At 52.7% G+C, this 16,993-nt stretch carries 17 protein-coding genes and 1 pseudogene; 7 read left to right on the forward strand and 11 right to left on the reverse strand.

Annotation, left to right across the window (positions count from 1 at the left end):
* Window positions 1–72: 72 nt before the first annotated feature.
* Complete coding sequence (locus tag K0335_RS13830) at window positions 73–441, forward strand: YfeK family protein (RefSeq protein ID WP_000719934.1); 369 nt, start codon at window positions 73–75, stop codon at window positions 439–441.
* 2 nt (window positions 442–443) lie between these two features.
* On the opposite strand, the gene cysM is transcribed toward K0335_RS13830, so the two are convergent.
* From cysM to murR, 7 genes are all read right to left on the reverse strand, one after another.
* Window positions 444–1,355 (reverse strand): cysteine synthase B, encoded by a 912-nt coding sequence (gene cysM / locus K0335_RS13835; RefSeq protein WP_000105473.1) that lies wholly within the window; start codon window positions 1,353–1,355, stop codon window positions 444–446.
* A 134-nt stretch (window positions 1,356–1,489) separates the two neighbouring features.
* Window positions 1,490–2,587, reverse strand: coding sequence for a sulfate/thiosulfate ABC transporter ATP-binding protein CysA (gene cysA / locus K0335_RS13840; protein ID WP_000021028.1), 1,098 nt, complete (start codon window positions 2,585–2,587; stop codon window positions 1,490–1,492).
* On the reverse strand, window positions 2,577–3,452 hold the full coding sequence (cysW, locus tag K0335_RS13845; RefSeq protein ID WP_000852686.1) for a sulfate/thiosulfate ABC transporter permease CysW: 876 nt from the start codon (window positions 3,450–3,452) through the stop codon (window positions 2,577–2,579). The genes cysA and cysW overlap by 11 nt, the downstream gene beginning before the upstream one ends.
* Window positions 3,452–4,285, reverse strand: a complete 834-nt coding sequence (gene cysT, locus K0335_RS13850; protein ID WP_000458406.1) for a sulfate/thiosulfate ABC transporter permease CysT — start codon at window positions 4,283–4,285, stop codon at window positions 3,452–3,454. The genes cysW and cysT overlap by 1 nt, the downstream gene beginning before the upstream one ends.
* Entirely contained in the window at window positions 4,285–5,301 is a 1,017-nt protein-coding gene (cysP, locus tag K0335_RS13855) for a thiosulfate/sulfate ABC transporter substrate-binding protein CysP (RefSeq protein WP_104919546.1), read from the reverse strand. Before cysP ends, cysT begins: the two co-directional genes overlap by 1 nt.
* A gap of 157 nt (window positions 5,302–5,458) precedes the next feature.
* Window positions 5,459–6,250, reverse strand: coding sequence for an SDR family oxidoreductase UcpA (gene ucpA / locus K0335_RS13860; RefSeq protein WP_000517442.1), 792 nt, complete (start codon window positions 6,248–6,250; stop codon window positions 5,459–5,461).
* A gap of 128 nt (window positions 6,251–6,378) precedes the next feature.
* Window positions 6,379–7,236, reverse strand: coding sequence for an HTH-type transcriptional regulator MurR (gene murR / locus K0335_RS13865; RefSeq protein WP_104919547.1), 858 nt, complete (start codon window positions 7,234–7,236; stop codon window positions 6,379–6,381).
* 163 nt (window positions 7,237–7,399) lie between these two features.
* Between murR and murQ the strand changes: the two genes are divergently transcribed.
* From murQ to pbp4b, 3 genes and pseudogenes are all read left to right on the forward strand, one after another.
* Window positions 7,400–8,296, forward strand: a complete 897-nt coding sequence (gene murQ, locus K0335_RS13870; protein ID WP_046081661.1) for an N-acetylmuramic acid 6-phosphate etherase — start codon at window positions 7,400–7,402, stop codon at window positions 8,294–8,296.
* A 3-nt stretch (window positions 8,297–8,299) separates the two neighbouring features.
* Entirely contained in the window at window positions 8,300–9,724 is a 1,425-nt protein-coding gene (murP, locus tag K0335_RS13875) for a PTS N-acetylmuramic acid transporter subunit IIBC (protein ID WP_160193923.1), read from the forward strand.
* Between the two features lie 2 nt (window positions 9,725–9,726).
* Window positions 9,727–11,028: pseudogene (gene pbp4b, locus K0335_RS13880) on the forward strand (penicillin binding protein PBP4B).
* 57 nt (window positions 11,029–11,085) lie between these two features.
* On the opposite strand, the gene yfeX reads toward pbp4b, so the two are convergent.
* The 4 genes from yfeX to K0335_RS13900 form a co-directional block, all read right to left on the reverse strand.
* On the reverse strand, window positions 11,086–11,985 hold the full coding sequence (yfeX, locus tag K0335_RS13885; RefSeq protein WP_001561819.1) for a porphyrinogen peroxidase: 900 nt from the start codon (window positions 11,983–11,985) through the stop codon (window positions 11,086–11,088).
* 95 nt (window positions 11,986–12,080) lie between these two features.
* Window positions 12,081–12,656, reverse strand: a complete 576-nt coding sequence (locus K0335_RS13890; protein WP_219393867.1) for an RpoE-regulated lipoprotein — start codon at window positions 12,654–12,656, stop codon at window positions 12,081–12,083.
* A gap of 60 nt (window positions 12,657–12,716) precedes the next feature.
* Window positions 12,717–13,166 (reverse strand): DUF2919 domain-containing protein, encoded by a 450-nt coding sequence (locus K0335_RS13895; protein ID WP_046081663.1) that lies wholly within the window; start codon window positions 13,164–13,166, stop codon window positions 12,717–12,719.
* A complete protein-coding gene (locus K0335_RS13900) occupies window positions 13,153–13,578 on the reverse strand; it encodes a GNAT family acetyltransferase (RefSeq protein ID WP_002432021.1) in 426 nt (141 codons plus the stop codon). The genes K0335_RS13895 and K0335_RS13900 overlap by 14 nt, the downstream gene beginning before the upstream one ends.
* A gap of 212 nt (window positions 13,579–13,790) precedes the next feature.
* Here K0335_RS13900 and amiA point away from each other — a divergent pair, with 212 nt between their 5' ends.
* The 3 genes from amiA (at window position 13,791) to K0335_RS13915 (ending at window position 16,964) form a co-directional block, all read left to right on the forward strand.
* A complete protein-coding gene (gene amiA / locus K0335_RS13905; protein WP_000102904.1) occupies window positions 13,791–14,660 on the forward strand; it encodes an N-acetylmuramoyl-L-alanine amidase AmiA in 870 nt (289 codons plus the stop codon).
* Between the two features lie 3 nt (window positions 14,661–14,663).
* A complete protein-coding gene (gene hemF, locus K0335_RS13910; protein ID WP_046077195.1) occupies window positions 14,664–15,563 on the forward strand; it encodes an oxygen-dependent coproporphyrinogen oxidase in 900 nt (299 codons plus the stop codon).
* 138 nt (window positions 15,564–15,701) lie between these two features.
* Window positions 15,702–16,964: a DUF1963 domain-containing protein gene (locus K0335_RS13915; RefSeq protein ID WP_125282545.1), complete on the forward strand. Its 1,263-nt coding sequence runs from the start codon at window positions 15,702–15,704 to the stop codon at window positions 16,962–16,964.
* Window positions 16,965–16,993: the final 29 nt, after the last annotated feature.

Below are 16,993 nucleotides of genomic sequence, written 5' to 3' on the forward strand. Positions count from 1 at the left end.
GTATTCCAACCGAAACTTTACCTGATTCTGGCAGTCAAATCGGCTATCACCACACAAGGATAAGGTAATTCAGTGAAGAAAATCATTTGTCTTTTAATAACGCTGCTCATGACACTCCCCGCTTACGCGAAGTTAACCGCCCACGAAGAAGCCCGCATCAACGCCATGCTGGAGGGATTAGCACAGAAAAAGGATTTGATATTTGTGCGCAACGGCGATGAACATACCTGCGATGAAGCGGTTTCCCATTTGCGTCTGAAGCTGGGCAATACCCGTAATCGCATTGATACTGCTGAGCAATTTATTGATAAGGTTGCTTCGTCATCATCGATTACCGGGAAGCCGTATATTGTGAAGATGCCCGGTAAGAGCGATGAAAACGCGCAACCTTTTTTACATGCGTTAATTGCGCAGACGGATAAAACGGTGCCTGTACAATAATCTTAAATCCCCGCCCCCTGACTAAAGTGCTCTTCCCCAAACACCCCGGTAGAAAGGTAGCGATCGCCACGATCGCAGATGATCGCCACCACTACAGCGCCGGGGTTGGCTTTTGCCACCCGCAGTGCTCCGGCAACCGCGCCGCCGGAACTTACACCGCAGAAAATCCCTTCCCGCACTGCCAGTTCGCGCATGGTGTTTTCCGCATCGCGCTGATGAATATCCAGCACCTCATCCACCAGCGAAGCATTGAAGATGCCTGGCAGATATTCCTCAGGCCAGCGACGAATGCCGGGAATGCTGCTGCCCTCTTCCGGCTGCAGACCAACAATGGTCACCGGTTTGGATTGCTCGCGCATAAAGCGCGACACGCCGGTAATCGTACCGGTCGTCCCCATGCTGGAGACAAAATGGGTAATGCGACCGCCGGTTTGCTGCCAGATTTCCGGCCCGGTGGTGGTGTAATGCGCATAAGGATTATCGGGATTATTAAACTGATCGAGCAGCTTGCCTTCGCCACGATTCGCCATCTCCAGCGCCAGATCGCGCGCACCTTCCATGCCCTGCTCTTTGGTGACCAGAATCAGCTCCGCACCGTAGGCACGCATCGCCGCGCGACGCTCCTGGCTCATGTTATCGGGCATCAGCAATTTCATGCGATAGCCTTTTAGCGCGGCAATCATTGCCAGCGCAATCCCGGTGTTACCACTGGTGGCTTCAATTAACACATCACCCGGTTTAATTTCCCCGCGCTTTTCCGCCTCGACGATCATCGAAAGCGCCGCACGATCTTTCACCGAACCGGCCGGATTATTGCCTTCCAGCTTTAACCACACTTCACTGCCGTTATCCGGCCCCATTCGTTGTAATTTCACCAGAGGCGTATTGCCTATTGTTTGTTCTAATGTACTCACGATCTCTGTCCATACGTGGTGTTGCCTGATGCGACGTTTACGCGTCTTATCAGGCCTACAGGTTACAAAACCTTGCCATTAAAAAGCCCGGATCGCGGGAAGCGCCTCCGGGCGTTTAACATTCACTCAACCTATCAGGCGCTTTGTGCGAGAGCAAGTTCCTCATCGCGGGTTTCAATACGCTCGTCGCCGTTATACAGTCGCGCATGTTGCAGCCCGACGAACAAACGATCGCCGCGCACCGGTGCATCATCACCACGCATTACCACGGTGAGCGGATCTTCATACCACCCCAGCGGCTGCACGACTAATTGGGTGTAGTGACCTTTCGGGCTGGCTTCCAGCACCTGCACCGGCAGCGGCGAATCGAGGCTGGTGCGGCGGCTGATATCCACTTCCCACGGGCGCAGGAAGAGATCCACCGGCCCCTGGTACGCAGGGGTATATCCCAACGGCCAGCGGTGCGCACCAACGTGGAACTGCCCGCCGCGAATCGTTCCCTGCAAGCGGTTTACTTCGCCCATAAACTCCAGCACAAAACGGGTCGCCGGTTCGCGCCAGACCTGATCGGGTTCATCAGCCTGTTCGATATTGCCCTGGCTCATGACCACCACGCGGTTGGCGACTTCCATCGCTTCTTCCTGGTCATGGGTCACGAACACGCTGGTGAATTTCAGCTCTTCATGGAGTTGACGCAGCCAGCGACGCAGCTCTTTACGCACCTGCGCATCCAGCGCACCAAACGGTTCATCAAGCAGCAGAATTTGCGGTTCCACAGCCAGCGCGCGCGCCAGCGCCACACGCTGTTTCTGCCCGCCGGAAAGCTGGGCCGGATAACGATCCGCCAGATGGGCAAGCTGCACCATTTCCAGTAATTTTGTCACTTTCGCTTTGATGGCTGCGGCATTCGGGCGCTCGCGACGCGGCAGCACCGTCAGGCCGAAGGCGATATTGTCGAATACCGTCATATGGCGGAACAGCGCATAGTGCTGGAACACAAAACCGACTTTGCGATCGCGTGCATGCAGGCGGCTGACGTCGGTGCCGTGGAAACGAATATGCCCGCTGGTTTGATGCTCCAGCCCGGCGATAATCCGCAGCAGCGTGGTTTTCCCGGAACCGGACGGCCCCAGCAACGCGACCATCTGACCAGAAGGAATATCCAGTGAGATATCGTTCAGCACCTGGGTGCGACCAAACGACTTCTTAATATTGGCAATCTCAATGCTCATGATGTTCCTCCTGTTGCGCGCGTTTTTCCTGATTCTCCAGGCGCCACTGCAACATACTCTTTAAAAACAGGGTGATAATCGCCATCAGCGTCAACAGTGCCGCGGCGGTAAAGGAGCCGACGGTGTTGTAGTCCTGCTCCAGCAATTCAATCTGTAACGGCAGCGAAAGTGTTTCGCCGCGAATCGAGCCGGATACCACCGACACCGCGCCAAACTCGCCTATCGCGCGGGCGTTGGTCAGCACCACGCCGTAAAGCAGCGCCCAGCGGATGTTCGGCAGCGTGACGCGGCGGAACATCTGCCAGCCGGACGCGCCAAGCAAAATCGCCGCTTCGTCTTCCTGGCTGCCCTGGCTTAACATCACTGGCACCAGCTCGCGCACCACAAACGGACAGGTCACGAAGATGGTGACCAGCACCATTCCCGGCCACGAGAACATAATTTGCAGATTATGTTCATCCAGCCAGCCGCCGAGCGGGCCATTAGAGCCGTAGAACAGCAGATAGACCAGACCGGCAACCACCGGCGACACGGCAAACGGAATGTCCAGCAGCGTCAGCAATAACTGGCGTCCGGGGAAGTTAAAGCGCGTCACCAGCCACGCCAGCAGAATCCCGAACACCAGGTTTACCGGGACGGCAATCAGCGCAATCATCACCGTTAGCCAGATGGCATGTAGCATGTCCGGATCGGCCAGATTCTGTAAAACTGGCATCAGCCCTTTGCTGAATGCCTGCACGAAGATGTAAATCATCGGCACCAGCAGGATGAACGCCGAAACCAGCATCCCGATGCCAATCAGGAACCATTTGCCCCAGTTAATCGGGCGCGCGTCATAACGCTTCAACTGTGTCACTTCCGCCATTAATGACCTACCACACGCCGACCAAAGCGACTTTGCAGAGTGTTAATTGAGAACAGCAGCAGCAGGGATGCCGCGAGAATCACCGAAGCAATTGCGCTCGCCGCCGGGTAATCAAACTCCTGTAAGCGAACAAAAATCATCAGCGACGTCACTTCCGTCTTCCAGGCGATGTTCCCGGCGATAAAAATCACCGCACCAAACTCACCGAGACTACGGGTAAACGACAGCGCCACGCCCGCCACCAGCGCCGGAGAAAGCTCCGGCAGCACCACTTTGCAGAAACTCTGCCAGCGCGTTGCGCCGAGCGTTTCTGCGGCTTCTTCATATTCCGGGCCTAACTCCTCCAGCACCGGCTGCACGGTACGCACCACAAACGGAATGCTGGTAAAGGCCATCGCCACCGCGATACCAAGCCAGGTGTAGGTGACTTTGATATCAAACTTCGCCAGCCACTCGCCGTAAAAACCGTTCACAGAAAAGAGCGAGGCCAGCGTTAAACCTGCTACCGCCGTTGGTAGCGCAAACGGTAAATCCATCAGCGCATCAAGCAGCGTGCGGCCCGGAAAGCGGTAGCGGGTTAAAATCCACGCCATAAGCAGGCCGAAAACGCCGTTAAAAATCGATGCCACAAACGCCGACAGCAGCGTCACTTTATAGGCCGCGACCACCTGCGGGTTGGTGATCACCTCCCAATACTGCGCCCAGCTCATCTGAGCCAGTTGCATCACCAGTGCGGAGAGCGGCAGCAGCAAAATCAGGCACACAAACAGCAGACTGGTGCCGAGGCTTAAGGTAAAGCCCGGCAGCACGCGTCTGGAAGAAACTGCAAACATTAGTTACGCCCCGCCGCTAACAGCTTGTCTAACTCGCCGCCGCTGTTGAAGTGGGTTTTCATCACTTCCGGCCAGGAGCCAAATTTATCTTCCACGCGAAACAGCTCGGTCTGCGGGAATTTGTCTTTCAGTTTGTCCATGACTTCCGGGTTATTCACGCGGTAGTAATAATCGGTAATGATCGTTTGCGCCTGTGGGCTGTAGAGCCAGTTCAGGTAGGCTTTTGCCGCTTTTTCCGTACCGTTGGCCTGCACGTTTTTATCGACCCACGCTACCGGGAATTCCGCCAGAATGTTGGTTTTAGGAATCACCACTTCAAAGCCCTGCGCTTCATACTGCTTGCGGATGTTATTCACTTCCGATTCGAAGCTAATCAGCACATCACCCAGCCCGCGCTCGGCAAAGGTGGTAGTTGCGCCACGACCGCCGGTATCGAACACTTCCACGTTTTTCAGGAACTGAGTCATAAACTGTTCGGTTTTGGCTTTGTCGCCACCGTCAGCTTTATCCGCTGCGCCCCATGCCGCCAGATAGGTATATCGCGCGTTACCGGAGGTTTTTGGGTTCGGGAAAATCAGCTTCACGTCGGAGCGCACCAGATCGTTCCAGTCGTGGATATTCTTCGGGTTGCCTTTACGCACCAGGAAGCCCATGGTCGAGTAAAACGGCGAGCAGTTATTCGGCAGGCGCGACTGCCAGTCAGCCGGGATCAGCTTGCCTTTATCATGCAGGATCTGCACGTCGGTCACCTGGTTATAAGTGACAACGTCCGCTTTTAAGCCCTGCAAAATCGCCAGCGCCTGTTTTGATGACCCGGCATGAGATTGTTTTATCGTCAGTTTATCGCCGCCGTTGTCTTTGGCCCATTGTTGCTCAAACGGCGGATTCAGGGCAGCAAACAGCTCGCGGGAGACGTCATAAGAACTGTTCAGCAGTTCCGTTGCCTGTACATGGCCCGCCAGCAGCAGAGAAGCGACCAGCGCGAGTGAGTTCTTTTTCAGTAAGTTAACGGCCATTGCGCACCCTTATAAATTTAATGACTTTCTAATAGCCATCATATTTATAACGGACGTGAAAGGAGTAACGGTTTTATATACCGTTTGGTGATTTGGAAGTTGAAAAGGGAATAAGACGAAATCCTCCCCACACATGCAGGGAGGAAACAGAGGTGAATCAGATGCCGACGCTAACCGTCTCCGGCAGTGTGCTGCCGCCATCAATCACATTCTGTGTACCGGTTAAATAGCTGGATTCATCGGATGCGAGGAAGGCCGCCAGTTCGCCAACTTCCAGCGGATCGGCGAGGCGACGCAGCGGGATTGCTTTCGCCATTTCAGTCAGCACCGATTCCGGATCCTCCGGGTTTGACTGACGCGCGATGCTTTCCGCCATTGGCGTGCGAACATATCCTGGGCAGATGGCGTTAACGCGAATACCAGACTGCGCGTACTCCACCGCCAGCGATTTAGTCAGGCCAACAATCGCCGCTTTCGTTAAGGCATACGCCGTTTCGCCCGGATCGGCCACCATATCGCCAGTGACCGAAGACATCATCACAATGCGACCATCTTTGCGGGCAATCATCTCCGGCAGCACCGCCTTCGTGACGTTCCATACGCCTTTTATATTGATATCAATATGGAAATCGCGATCTTCATCGCTCATATCGAGGAAACTGCCCAGACGACAAACGCCTGCGTTATTCACCAGGATATCAATGCGCCCTTCTTTTTCCTTTGCGCGCTTGATAGCTGCGGCTACCGACGCCGGGTCACGCACATCGGCGACAACCGCCGTACAGCGATGACCACGACCACACAGTTCGTCCGCCAGCTTTTCGATCTCAGGGGAGATATCCAGCAAGATTAGGTTTGCGCCATGACGCGCAAAAGTTCTGGCAATTCCTTCGCCAATTCCCTGTAATGCGCCCGTAATCAGTGCTGTCTTGCCCGTGAGTTTACCCATTTTAATGCTCTCCTTGTTAATACAGAGCGTTACACTCCATTCCCTCTGAAAATACAGGATAAACAAAATATTGCTGCGGATCAGCTCACTAATTCAGGAAAATCTCAATCCAGTCGCTGCTTTATGCATCATTTCAGGCGTTGTGTTAGCTCACTGCTGCGCTCAATCATTTTCAATGACTCGACATCATTAAGTTGTACCAGCCCAACAAACAGTAAATCGGTAACCGAATTTTGTGCCGTGCGGGTGGACATCGACGAGCTACGCCATTCGGTTTCACCAGAAACGGTATCGAGGGTGAAATGTGCCAACCGCCGCAGCGGAGAGTCAGTCAGTGAAGTAATGGCAATCACCGTTGCCCCCTGCTTTCGCGCTGCCTCGGCGCATAGCAAAATCTCTTTTTTACTGCCGCTGTAAGAGATAGCGATTTGTACATCACCTTTTTTCAACGCCTGGGAAACGGTAGCTTGTACGTGCGTGTCGGCCTCACAGGCCACGCGATAGCCAATTTTCATCAGTTTGAATGAAAGATCGCGCCCCACCAGCGCCGAACCGCCCAGGCCTGTTATCTGGATAAACGGCGCTTTATTGATGACCTCAATGATTTTTTGCAGCCGCGCGTAATCGAGTAACGCGCAGGTTTGTTCCAGTGCCAGCTCTTTTTCGCGATTCAGTTTGCGGGCAATCACTTCCAGCGAATCGTCACTGGTAATCGAACTGTGCAAGTGCAGCGCCGTAGCATTCGTTTTCTCCCGGCTGGCACTGTATTCGCCAATCAACGCCATACGCAATTCGGTAAACCCTTGCGCGCCGAGCTTCTGGGCGAACTTCACAATACTCGACTGGCTAATACCGAGCTGTTTCGCCATCTTGCGCGAAGAGACGGATTTCAGCTCACTCACTTTGGCCTGCAGAAAGTCAGCTATTTTTTGCTCGTTCCCGGTAAATTCACTTTCTGCATTGCGTATTTTCGTCAGGTACAACATCTTCCACTCTCCTGGGCTGGCAGCAAAAATTCCGCTTAAGTTCTTATGACGCTCTTCACACTCTGCGAGTGTAGACTCAATGATTCCTTTAAGTCTGTCAATTCGGGATATATGATTCCATCCATCTGCAATTATTTGATCGTAAATAGTAAGGTCACCACCGATGCAACTTGAAAAGATGATTACCGAAGGCTCGAACGCCGCCTCGGCTGAAATTGACCGCGTATCAACGCTGGAAATGTGCCGGATTATCAACAATGAAGATAAAACCGTACCACTTGCCGTTGAGCGTGTACTGCCGGATATCGCCGCAGCGATCGATGTTATCCACGCCCAGGTAAGCGGCGGCGGTCGACTGATTTACATCGGTGCGGGGACTTCCGGTCGTCTGGGTATTCTTGATGCCAGCGAATGTCCGCCGACCTACGGCGTCAAACCGGGCCTGGTGGTTGGTTTGATTGCTGGCGGTGAATATGCCATTCAGCACGCGGTGGAAGGCGCAGAAGATAGCCGGGAAGGTGGTGTTAACGATCTAAAAAATATCGGCTTAACCGCACAGGATGTGGTGGTTGGTATTGCTGCCAGCGGTCGCACACCGTATGTGATTGCCGGGCTGGAATACGCACGCCAACTCGGTTGCCGCACAGTGGGCATTTCCTGTAATCCGGGGAGCGCCGTTTCAACCACCGCTGAGTTTGCTATTACTCCGGTGGTTGGTGCCGAAGTGGTTACCGGTTCTTCGCGAATGAAAGCAGGCACAGCGCAGAAACTGGTGCTCAATATGCTCTCTACCGGGCTGATGATTAAATCCGGCAAAGTGTTCGGCAACCTGATGGTCGATGTGGTCGCCACCAACGAAAAATTGCATGTGCGCCAGGTCAATATCGTTAAAAACGCCACCGGATGTAACGCCGAACAAGCGGAAGCGGCGTTAATTGCTTGCGAGCGCAACTGTAAAACGGCCATTGTGATGGTGCTGAAAAATCTCGATGCCGCAGAAGCAAAAAAACGCCTGGATCAACACGGCGGCTTTATTCGTCAGGTTTTAGACAAGGAATAACCCATGGCCAAAGAGATCAGCGGTGAACTTCTGAACACCATCCTTACCCGTGTCGGCGGACCGGGGAATATCGCCAGTTGTGGTAACTGTATGACGCGCCTGCGTCTGGGTGTACATGACAGTTCACTGGTTGATCCCAATATCAAAACGCTGGAAGGCGTGAAGGGTGTCATTTTGACCAGCGATCAGGTACAGGTCGTTTTTGGACCAGGTAAAGCGCATCGTGCCGCAAAAGCGATGAGCGAACTGCTGGGCGAAGCCCCGGTACAGGATGCCGCAGAAATCGCCGCTCAGAATAAACGCCAGTTAAAAGCCAAACAGACCTCCGGCGTGCAACAGTTTCTTGCCAAATTCGCCACTATCTTCACGCCGCTGATCCCCGGTTTTATTGCTGCGGGTCTGTTGCTGGGGATAGCGACGTTAATTGCCACCGTGATGCACGTTCCGGCAGATGCTCAGGGAACGCTACCCGATGCGCTGAATTTTATGAAGGTGTTCAGCAAAGGTTTGTTCACTTTCCTGGTGATTCTGGTGGGCTATAACGCCGCCCAGGCATTTGGCGGCACGGGCGTCAATGGCGCAATTATCGCCGCGCTCTTTTTGCTCGGTTATAACCCTGCTGCCACCACCGGTTACTACGCCGGTTTTCACGATTTCTTCGGTCTGCCCATCGATCCGCGTGGCAATATTATCGGCGTGTTGATTGCCGCCTGGGCCTGCGCCCGCATCGAAGGCATGGTGCGCCGCTTTATGCCAGACGATCTCGACATGCTGTTGACCTCGTTAATCACTCTGCTGATCACCGCCACGCTAGCGTATTTGATCATTATGCCGCTGGGTGGCTGGTTATTCGAAGGCATGTCGTGGCTGTTTATGCACCTGAACAGTAATCCGCTCGGTTGTGCAGTTTTAGCAGGGCTATTCCTGATCGCCGTGGTGTTTGGCGTGCATCAGGGCTTTATTCCTGTTTACCTGGCCTTAATGGACAGCCAGGGATTCAACAGCCTGTTCCCCATCCTTTCAATGGCAGGCGCGGGCCAGGTGGGTGCGGCGCTGGCGCTCTACTGGCGGGCGCAACCGCACAGTGCATTACGCAGTCAGGTCCGCGGGGCAATTATTCCCGGTCTGCTGGGCGTTGGCGAACCGTTAATTTACGGCGTCACCCTACCCCGCATGAAACCGTTTGTTACCGCCTGTTTAGGTGGCGCGGCGGGCGGTTTGTTTATCGGCCTGATAGCCTGGTGGGGCCTGCCGATGGGCTTAAACAGTGCCTTTGGGCCGTCTGGTCTGGTGGCGCTGCCGCTGATGACTTCCGCTCAAGGTATCCTTCCGGCAATGGCGGTTTATGCAGGTGGGATTCTGGTGGCATGGGTTTGTGGGTTTATTTTCACCACACTCTTTGGCTGCCGTAACGTCAATCTGGACTGATTATGAAACGGACAATGCTTTATTTTTCTCTGCTGGCTGTCAGCTGTAGCGTCAGCGCCGCAAAATACCCTGTTCTGACAGAAAGTTCGCCAGAGAAAGCAGGGTTTAACGTCGAACGGCTTAATCAGATGGATCGCTGGATAAGCCAGCAAGTTGATGCCGGTTATCCCAGCGTTAACCTGCTGATCATTAAAGATAATCAGATTGTGTATCGCAAAGCCTGGGGCGCGGCGAAAAAGTACGATGGCAGCGTGTTAATGAAGTAGCCAGTAAAAGCAACCACCGAGACGCTGTATGACCTGGCCTCAAACACAAAAATGTACGCCACTAACTTCGCCCTACAAAAGCTAATGAGCGAAGGCAAACTACATCCTGACGATCTGATTGCGAAATATATTCCGGGATTTGCCGACAGTCCAAATGACACCATCAAAGGCAAAAACACGCTGCGGATTTCTGATCTGCTGCATCACAGCGGCGGTTTCCCGGCGGACCCGCAATACCCAAATAAAGCCGTCGCGGGCGCGTTATATTCCCAGGATAAAGGCCAGACGCTGGAAATGATCAAGCGCACGCCGCTGGAATATCAGCCCGGCAGCAAACATATCTACAGCGATGTCGATTATATGCTGCTTGGATTTATCGTCGAGTCAGTTACTGGTCAGCCGCTTGACCGCTATGTTGAAGAGTCGATTTATCGCCCGCTCGGCCTGACGCATACGGTGTTTAATCCGCTGCTGAAAGGCTTTAAACCACAGCAAATTGCCGCCACGGAACTGAACGGCAATACCCGCGATGGCGTGATTCACTTCCCGAATATCCGCACCTCCACTCTCTGGGGTCAGGTGCACGATGAAAAAGCATTCTATTCGATGGGCGGCGTTTCCGGGCACGCAGGTTTGTTTTCCAATACCGGCGATATTGCGGTGTTAATGCAAACGATGCTGAACGGCGGCGGCTATGGCGATGTGCAGCTGTTCAGTGCGGAAACGGTGAAGATGTTCACCACCAGCTCTAAGGAAGATGCTACTTTTGGCCTCGGCTGGCGCGTGAATGGTAATGCCACCATGACGCCGACGTTTGGCACGCTGGCAAGCCCGCAAACCTACGGTCACACTGGCTGGACCGGGACGGTGACCGTTATCGATCCGGTGAATCATATGGCGATTGTGATGTTAAGCAACAAGCCACATTCACCAGTTGCCGATCCACAAAAAAATCCCAATATGTTCGAAAGCGGTCAGCTACCGATTGCAACTTATGGTTGGGTGGTTGATCAGGTGTATGCGGCGTTAAAGCAGTAATAAAAAGGCCAGTCAGTTGTGATACTGGCTGGCCTTTAATCATCGAATCAGAAACGATTACAACGCCATCAACTTGTCCAGCGACGGCGCGAAGTAATAGCCGCCAGTGACCGGTTTGGTGAAACGCAACATCGCATCACGTTTGCCATCGGTATCGCCAAACATGCTCAGCAGTTGCTGCTCAATGTTATGCAGACGCGCGCAGTAGGCGCAGAAGTACAGACCATGAGTGCCACTGGCGGTGCCGTACGGCAGGCTCTGACGAACAATCTTCAGCCCTTTGCCATCTTCTTTCAGATCAACGCGGGTCAGGTGAGAGGTTTCCGGACGCTCATCGCCGTCAATCTCTTCATTAGCTTCTTTGGTACGGCCGATCATCATCTCCTGATCGTGAATGCTCATACGGTTGAGTTGCTTCAGGTTGTGCTCCCAACGCTGCACAAATACATAGCTGCCGCCCGCATCCACGCCGTCTTTGATAACCGCCACTTCGCGGCGCGTCTCTTCACCCGCCGGGTTTTCAGTACCGTCAACGAAGCCGCTCAGGTCACGCTCTTCAACCCAACGGAAGCCGTGGATCTCTTCTTTCACTTCAATGCAGTCACCAAAGGCTTCCATTGCCGCCTGAGCGACAGAGAAGTTTACGTCGTGACGCAGAGAAAGAATGTGGATCAACACATCGAACTGGGTCGTCGGCGCAAGGCCTTTACCGTAGCCCGGAAAATCTTTCAGCTCTTCGGCCCCAACGCCGCCGCTCAGAGCGCGCCAGGTGTTGTTACCAAAGGCAACCACCGCACCAAGATGCGCGTCCGGGAATTTCGCTTCAAAAGTTGCCAGTTTGTCGGCAAATGTTTTACTGGCCGCACGCAGGGCGTCAACTTCCCCTTTAACGTTGGCTTCGATCCAAATCGCCGCGCGGCAATGTTCTGGCAAAATGCCACTCTGAACCTGAGACATTGTTCCTCCTGAAAATAAGAATGCCACGCAATCCGTGGCATTGTTGGGCGCTATTTTACGTGTTTTTTCGCGGCGGCGGTTTGTTCAGACGCAAATTAACGCCGCCAGATAATTTTACTGACTTTCCAGTTTTTCAGGGTATCGTCCGAAGGCATTAACCCTTCAGGACCACTCCATTCCCCGCTGAACTGGTAGCTAATATGTTGACTGCCTTCGGCTTTACATTCGACAGCACGATTATCATCACCGTCGGCTTTTTGGCAATTGCCACATGCTTTGCTGTAAAGGTCGCTAAACGGTGTACCGATTTTAACACCGGTGTCAGCTGGAATATCGCTATCCAGCACATCAATGCGGCTGATCGTGCCCTGATCACCGTTAATCACCATCGCTACGCTGTCGCCTTTCATCACTTCAAAAAAGCGCACCACGTTGCCGTTCGCGGTTTTCATTCCGCTGCGCAGGCGATAATCGCCATCAAGCGCATCGGCAATGGCTTGTTCTTGCAGTGGTGTGGACGCCGTTAATTCACCCACGCCCTGCTCGCTCACTTTGGTGGACGACCCAAACCAGTTCCACGGGTTAGCGGCAGACCAGTTAACTGACGACATCGTGGAACAGCCGGTCAGCATCAACGGCATAGCGCATAACATTAAACGCAGCGATTTCATGTCACTTCCTTTGGTTATTCAATAACGTTGCTTGGAGTGCAAATTCACCAAAAAGTGCCGTTATTCTTTCTCAACAATAAAACAAGCGCGTAAACGTCGATTGGTCAAAAGCCAAATTAACGCCACTATATCCGCCACTACCAGCGCCAGACCAATACCGCTAACGGATTCACCGTTCAGCCACAGCCACGGTTGCCAGCAAAGCAAAACAAGCTGCGCCAACAGCAACAGAAAATAGAGTACATACCAGATGCGAGGAAACGTAACCCGCCGACCGCTCAACAAAAACGCCAGCACCGCAGGAATGCCAGGAATCAACCCCAGCCAGAAATTATCGTGATCGGGATAAAACAGATTCAGCAGCGCAGTACCTTGCTCACGCGACGCACCGGCAATGACAAACAGCACCCAGGTTCGCGCCTGAAGCAACAGCACGAACCAGAAGAGAAAAGGTAAACGCAGGCGTCCGTGCGCATCATAATGGGCAGGATGAAACTCAGTACTCTTCATCTTCAATCAAACGCTTACCCAGACTCAGCACTTCGGCATGTTCATAACCCAGACGCTCATACATGCCATAGACCATGTCATTATCTTCTGGCACGTTGATCTGAATTTTCGGGCAGCCACGAGCAATCAGCTTTTTCTCCAGCCGATTAAGCAACGCGTTAGCAATGCCACGCCCACGAAACTCTGGATGCACACCAAGGTAATAAGCAGACCCGCGATGCCCGTCATACCCGCCCATCACCGTTCCCACCACTTCACCGTTCACCTCGGCGACAAGGAACAAACTGACGTCATGATGCATCTTACGTTCGATGTCCATTTCCGGATCATTCCACGGACGCAACAAGTCGCAACGCTCCCAAAGGGTGATCACCTCTTCGAAATCTGACTGGCGAAATACGCGTATCTCCATGGTATTGGTTACCTTTTTGGGCTTAAAACCGTGATTATGGCGTGAACAGGCGATTTAGCCAATATCTGACGAAAATCGATTGTAAAAGTGGCATAATTGTCAGTTGTCATTTATTGAAATGAAAAGTAAAACAATTCTCAACATCAAGCGGTCGTAACGGAATACGCGATACGATATAACATCTGGAACTTTATTATTACAACTCAGGCCGTATGAGCACTTTTAAACCACTAAAAACACTCACTTCGCGCCGCCAGGTGCTGAAAGCAGGGCTTGCAGCTCTGACGCTGTCAGGGATGTCGCAAGCCATCGCCAAAGAAGAACCTTTAAAAACCAGTAACGGACACAGTAAGCCGAAAGCCAAAAAAGCCGGGAGCAAACGGGTAGTCGTTCTCGATCCAGGCCACGGCGGAATTGATACCGGAGCGATTGGTCGCAACGGCTCGAAAGAAAAACACGTGGTGCTGGCGATTGCCAAAAATGTTCGTTCCATTTTGCGCAATCACGGCATTGATGCGCGTTTAACGCGTTCTGGCGATACGTTTATCCCGCTGTACGATCGCGTTGAAATTGCCCATAAGCATCGCGCAGATCTGTTTATGTCAATTCACGCCGACGGTTTTACTAACCCGAAAGCTGCCGGTGCTTCGGTATTTGCCCTCTCTAACCGTGGGGCAAGTAGCGCAATGGCGAAGTACCTGTCTGAACGCGAAAACCGCGCTGATGAAGTTGCCGGAAAAAAAGCGACTGACAAGGATCACCTATTGCAGCAAGTGCTGTTTGATCTGGTGCAAACAGATACCATTAAAAACAGCCTGACGCTTGGCTCGCATATTCTGAAAAAGATTAAGCCGGTGCATAAGCTGCACAGTCGCAATACCGAACAAGCCGCGTTTGTGGTGTTGAAATCGCCGTCTGTCCCTTCTGTGCTGGTGGAAACCTCGTTTATCACCAACCCGGAAGAAGAGCGGCTGTTAGGCACGGCGGCATTTCGCCAGAAAATCGCCACAGCGATTGCTGAAGGCGTGATCAGTTATTTCCATTGGTTCGACAACCAGAAAGCACATTCGAAAAAGCGATAAGTTATGAAACCCGACGCACACCAGGTTAAACAGTTCCTGCTCAACCTTCAGGATACAATTTGTCAGCAGTTGACCGCTGTCGATGGCGCAGAGTTTGTCGAAGATAGCTGGCAGCGCGAAGCTGGCGGCGGTGGGCGTAGTCGGGTGTTGCGTAATGGTGGTGTTTTCGAACAGGCGGGCGTCAACTTTTCACATGTCCACGGTGAGGCGATGCCTGCTTCCGCCACTGCTCATCGCCCGGAACTTGCCGGACGCAGTTTCGAAGCGATGGGCGTTTCGCTGGTAGTGCATCCGCATAATCCGTACGTTCCCACCAGCCACGCGAATGTGCGCTTTTTTATTGCCGAAAAACCGGGTGCCGATCCCGTCTGGTGGTTTGGCGGTGGATTCGACTTAACCCCTTTCTATGGCTTTGAAGACGATGCTATTCACTGGCACCGCACCGCCCGTGACCTGTGCCTGCCATTTGGCGAAGACGTTTATCCGCGTTACAAAAAGTGGTGCGACGAATACTTCTATCTCAAACATCGTAACGAACAGCGCGGTATTGGCGGGCTTTTCTTTGATGACCTGAACACGCCAGACTTTGACCACTGTTTTGCCTTTATGCAGGCGGTAGGTAAAGGCTACACCGACGCTTATTTACCGATTGTTGAACGACGCAAAGCGATGGAATACGGCGAGCACGAGCGCAATTTCCAGCTCTACCGTCGCGGTCGCTATGTCGAGTTCAACCTGGTCTGGGATCGCGGCACGCTGTTTGGCCTGCAAACTGGCGGGCGCACCGAGTCTATCCTGATGTCAATGCCACCGCTGGTACGCTGGGAGTATGATTATCAACCGGAAGCAGGCAGCCCGGAAGCGGCGTTAAGTGAGTTTATTAAGGTCAGGGATTGGGTTTAATATCATGAAAATAAAAGAAAAATAACCCTCTGTTGGTGGCATAAAATTAATGCTGTTTTAATTTGTGTGCCATAGTGACACCCTAATATCTAATAATAATCTCTTTCGACTTAATATCCTCAGGCAAGGAGCGCCTCTATGACTCACCGTATTCCCTGTAAAAGCCCCGCTTGTACATCAACCATTCTTCCGGAAACCGCAGCGCGTACTAACGGATACTGCATGCCCTGCGAGCAGGCCCAACAGCAACGTGAGCACGACGAATATATCAAGAAAAACAAAAAGATCGTGAATGCGTTTGCAGGGTTAAGCGATCCGGTTGCTATGCTGAAATTAGTTCACCAGCCGCGAAAATTCGATGCGTTAATCGCCTGGACTCCCTGCCCCGTTCCCACAGATGCCCTGTATCAACAGTTGACCGCCGATCAAGCGCAGCAAATGGCTGATTACGCCACAGAACGCTTTGCATCTGGTGAATATAAGCTCGCTCAGGAGATTTGCCTTTGTCTGGCGGCATTTACCCAGGCAAATTTGAATGCCTATTTCAGAGAATGGATCTCTTATGATGATTTGGACGCTTATTCTCCCCTGCCTTTCCACCGCGCCCCAGCGGATGTTCGCGATACGCTGTTAGAACGGGTTGAGGTTGATGCAGAAAACAGAAATTTTATTCTGCAATGTCTGGCATGGATTGGGGATGACGTTGTTGTTGAACGTTTTGCCTACTGGCGCAATAACCCGCCGCTGTGGCGCAGTTCACTTTACATCGCGCCAGAAGAATATGCGCATGAGGCCGGTTGGGAGTTAACCGCTGAAGGGCAGAGACGTAATCTCTATTTTCCTCACTGTTTTCATCTGGAGATGAAAAACACCGGGTGTTGCGAAGCTTTGCGTGTTGTTGATGAACGCAGCGATACCTGTCCAAATTGCGCATTGCCCCTAACAAATCTTTTCGACGTTGACCTGAAGGCAACGGGTCTTAGCGATAAAGGCAGGTTTCGCGTCGTGACGTGTGAATGTTGCACCGCCTATAGCACCATTTTCGGTTACATAGACTCACGGGGTAACGCTCATTTGTCTGCAAAAAATATCCCGCCTGCCTGGCTGCCGGATGATGTATCGGAATGGCGTCGACTCCCTGTAAACAGCATGAGACAGGGAAACCTTAGGTCACCGTTATTTGCCGCAGACCCATTTTTACCTGTCTCTTTCTCGCAACTTGGCGGGCATCCAACCTGGATTCAGGACGCGGAATATCCTCTCTGTCCGCAATGTTCCCACACAATGATGTTTCTTGCGCAACTGGATTATGCCGATATTGAACAATATGGCGAAGGGATAATTTACGCGTTTATCTGCCCGGAGTGCCGGACAACAGCGACGTCTTATCAGCAATCGTAGGAATTATTTATCGCGAGCGACAAAGGGAG

Origin of the sequence: Escherichia sp. GZ89 (assembly GCF_019366485.1) — a bacterium.
Lineage (GTDB): Bacteria > Pseudomonadota > Gammaproteobacteria > Enterobacterales > Enterobacteriaceae > Escherichia > Escherichia fergusonii.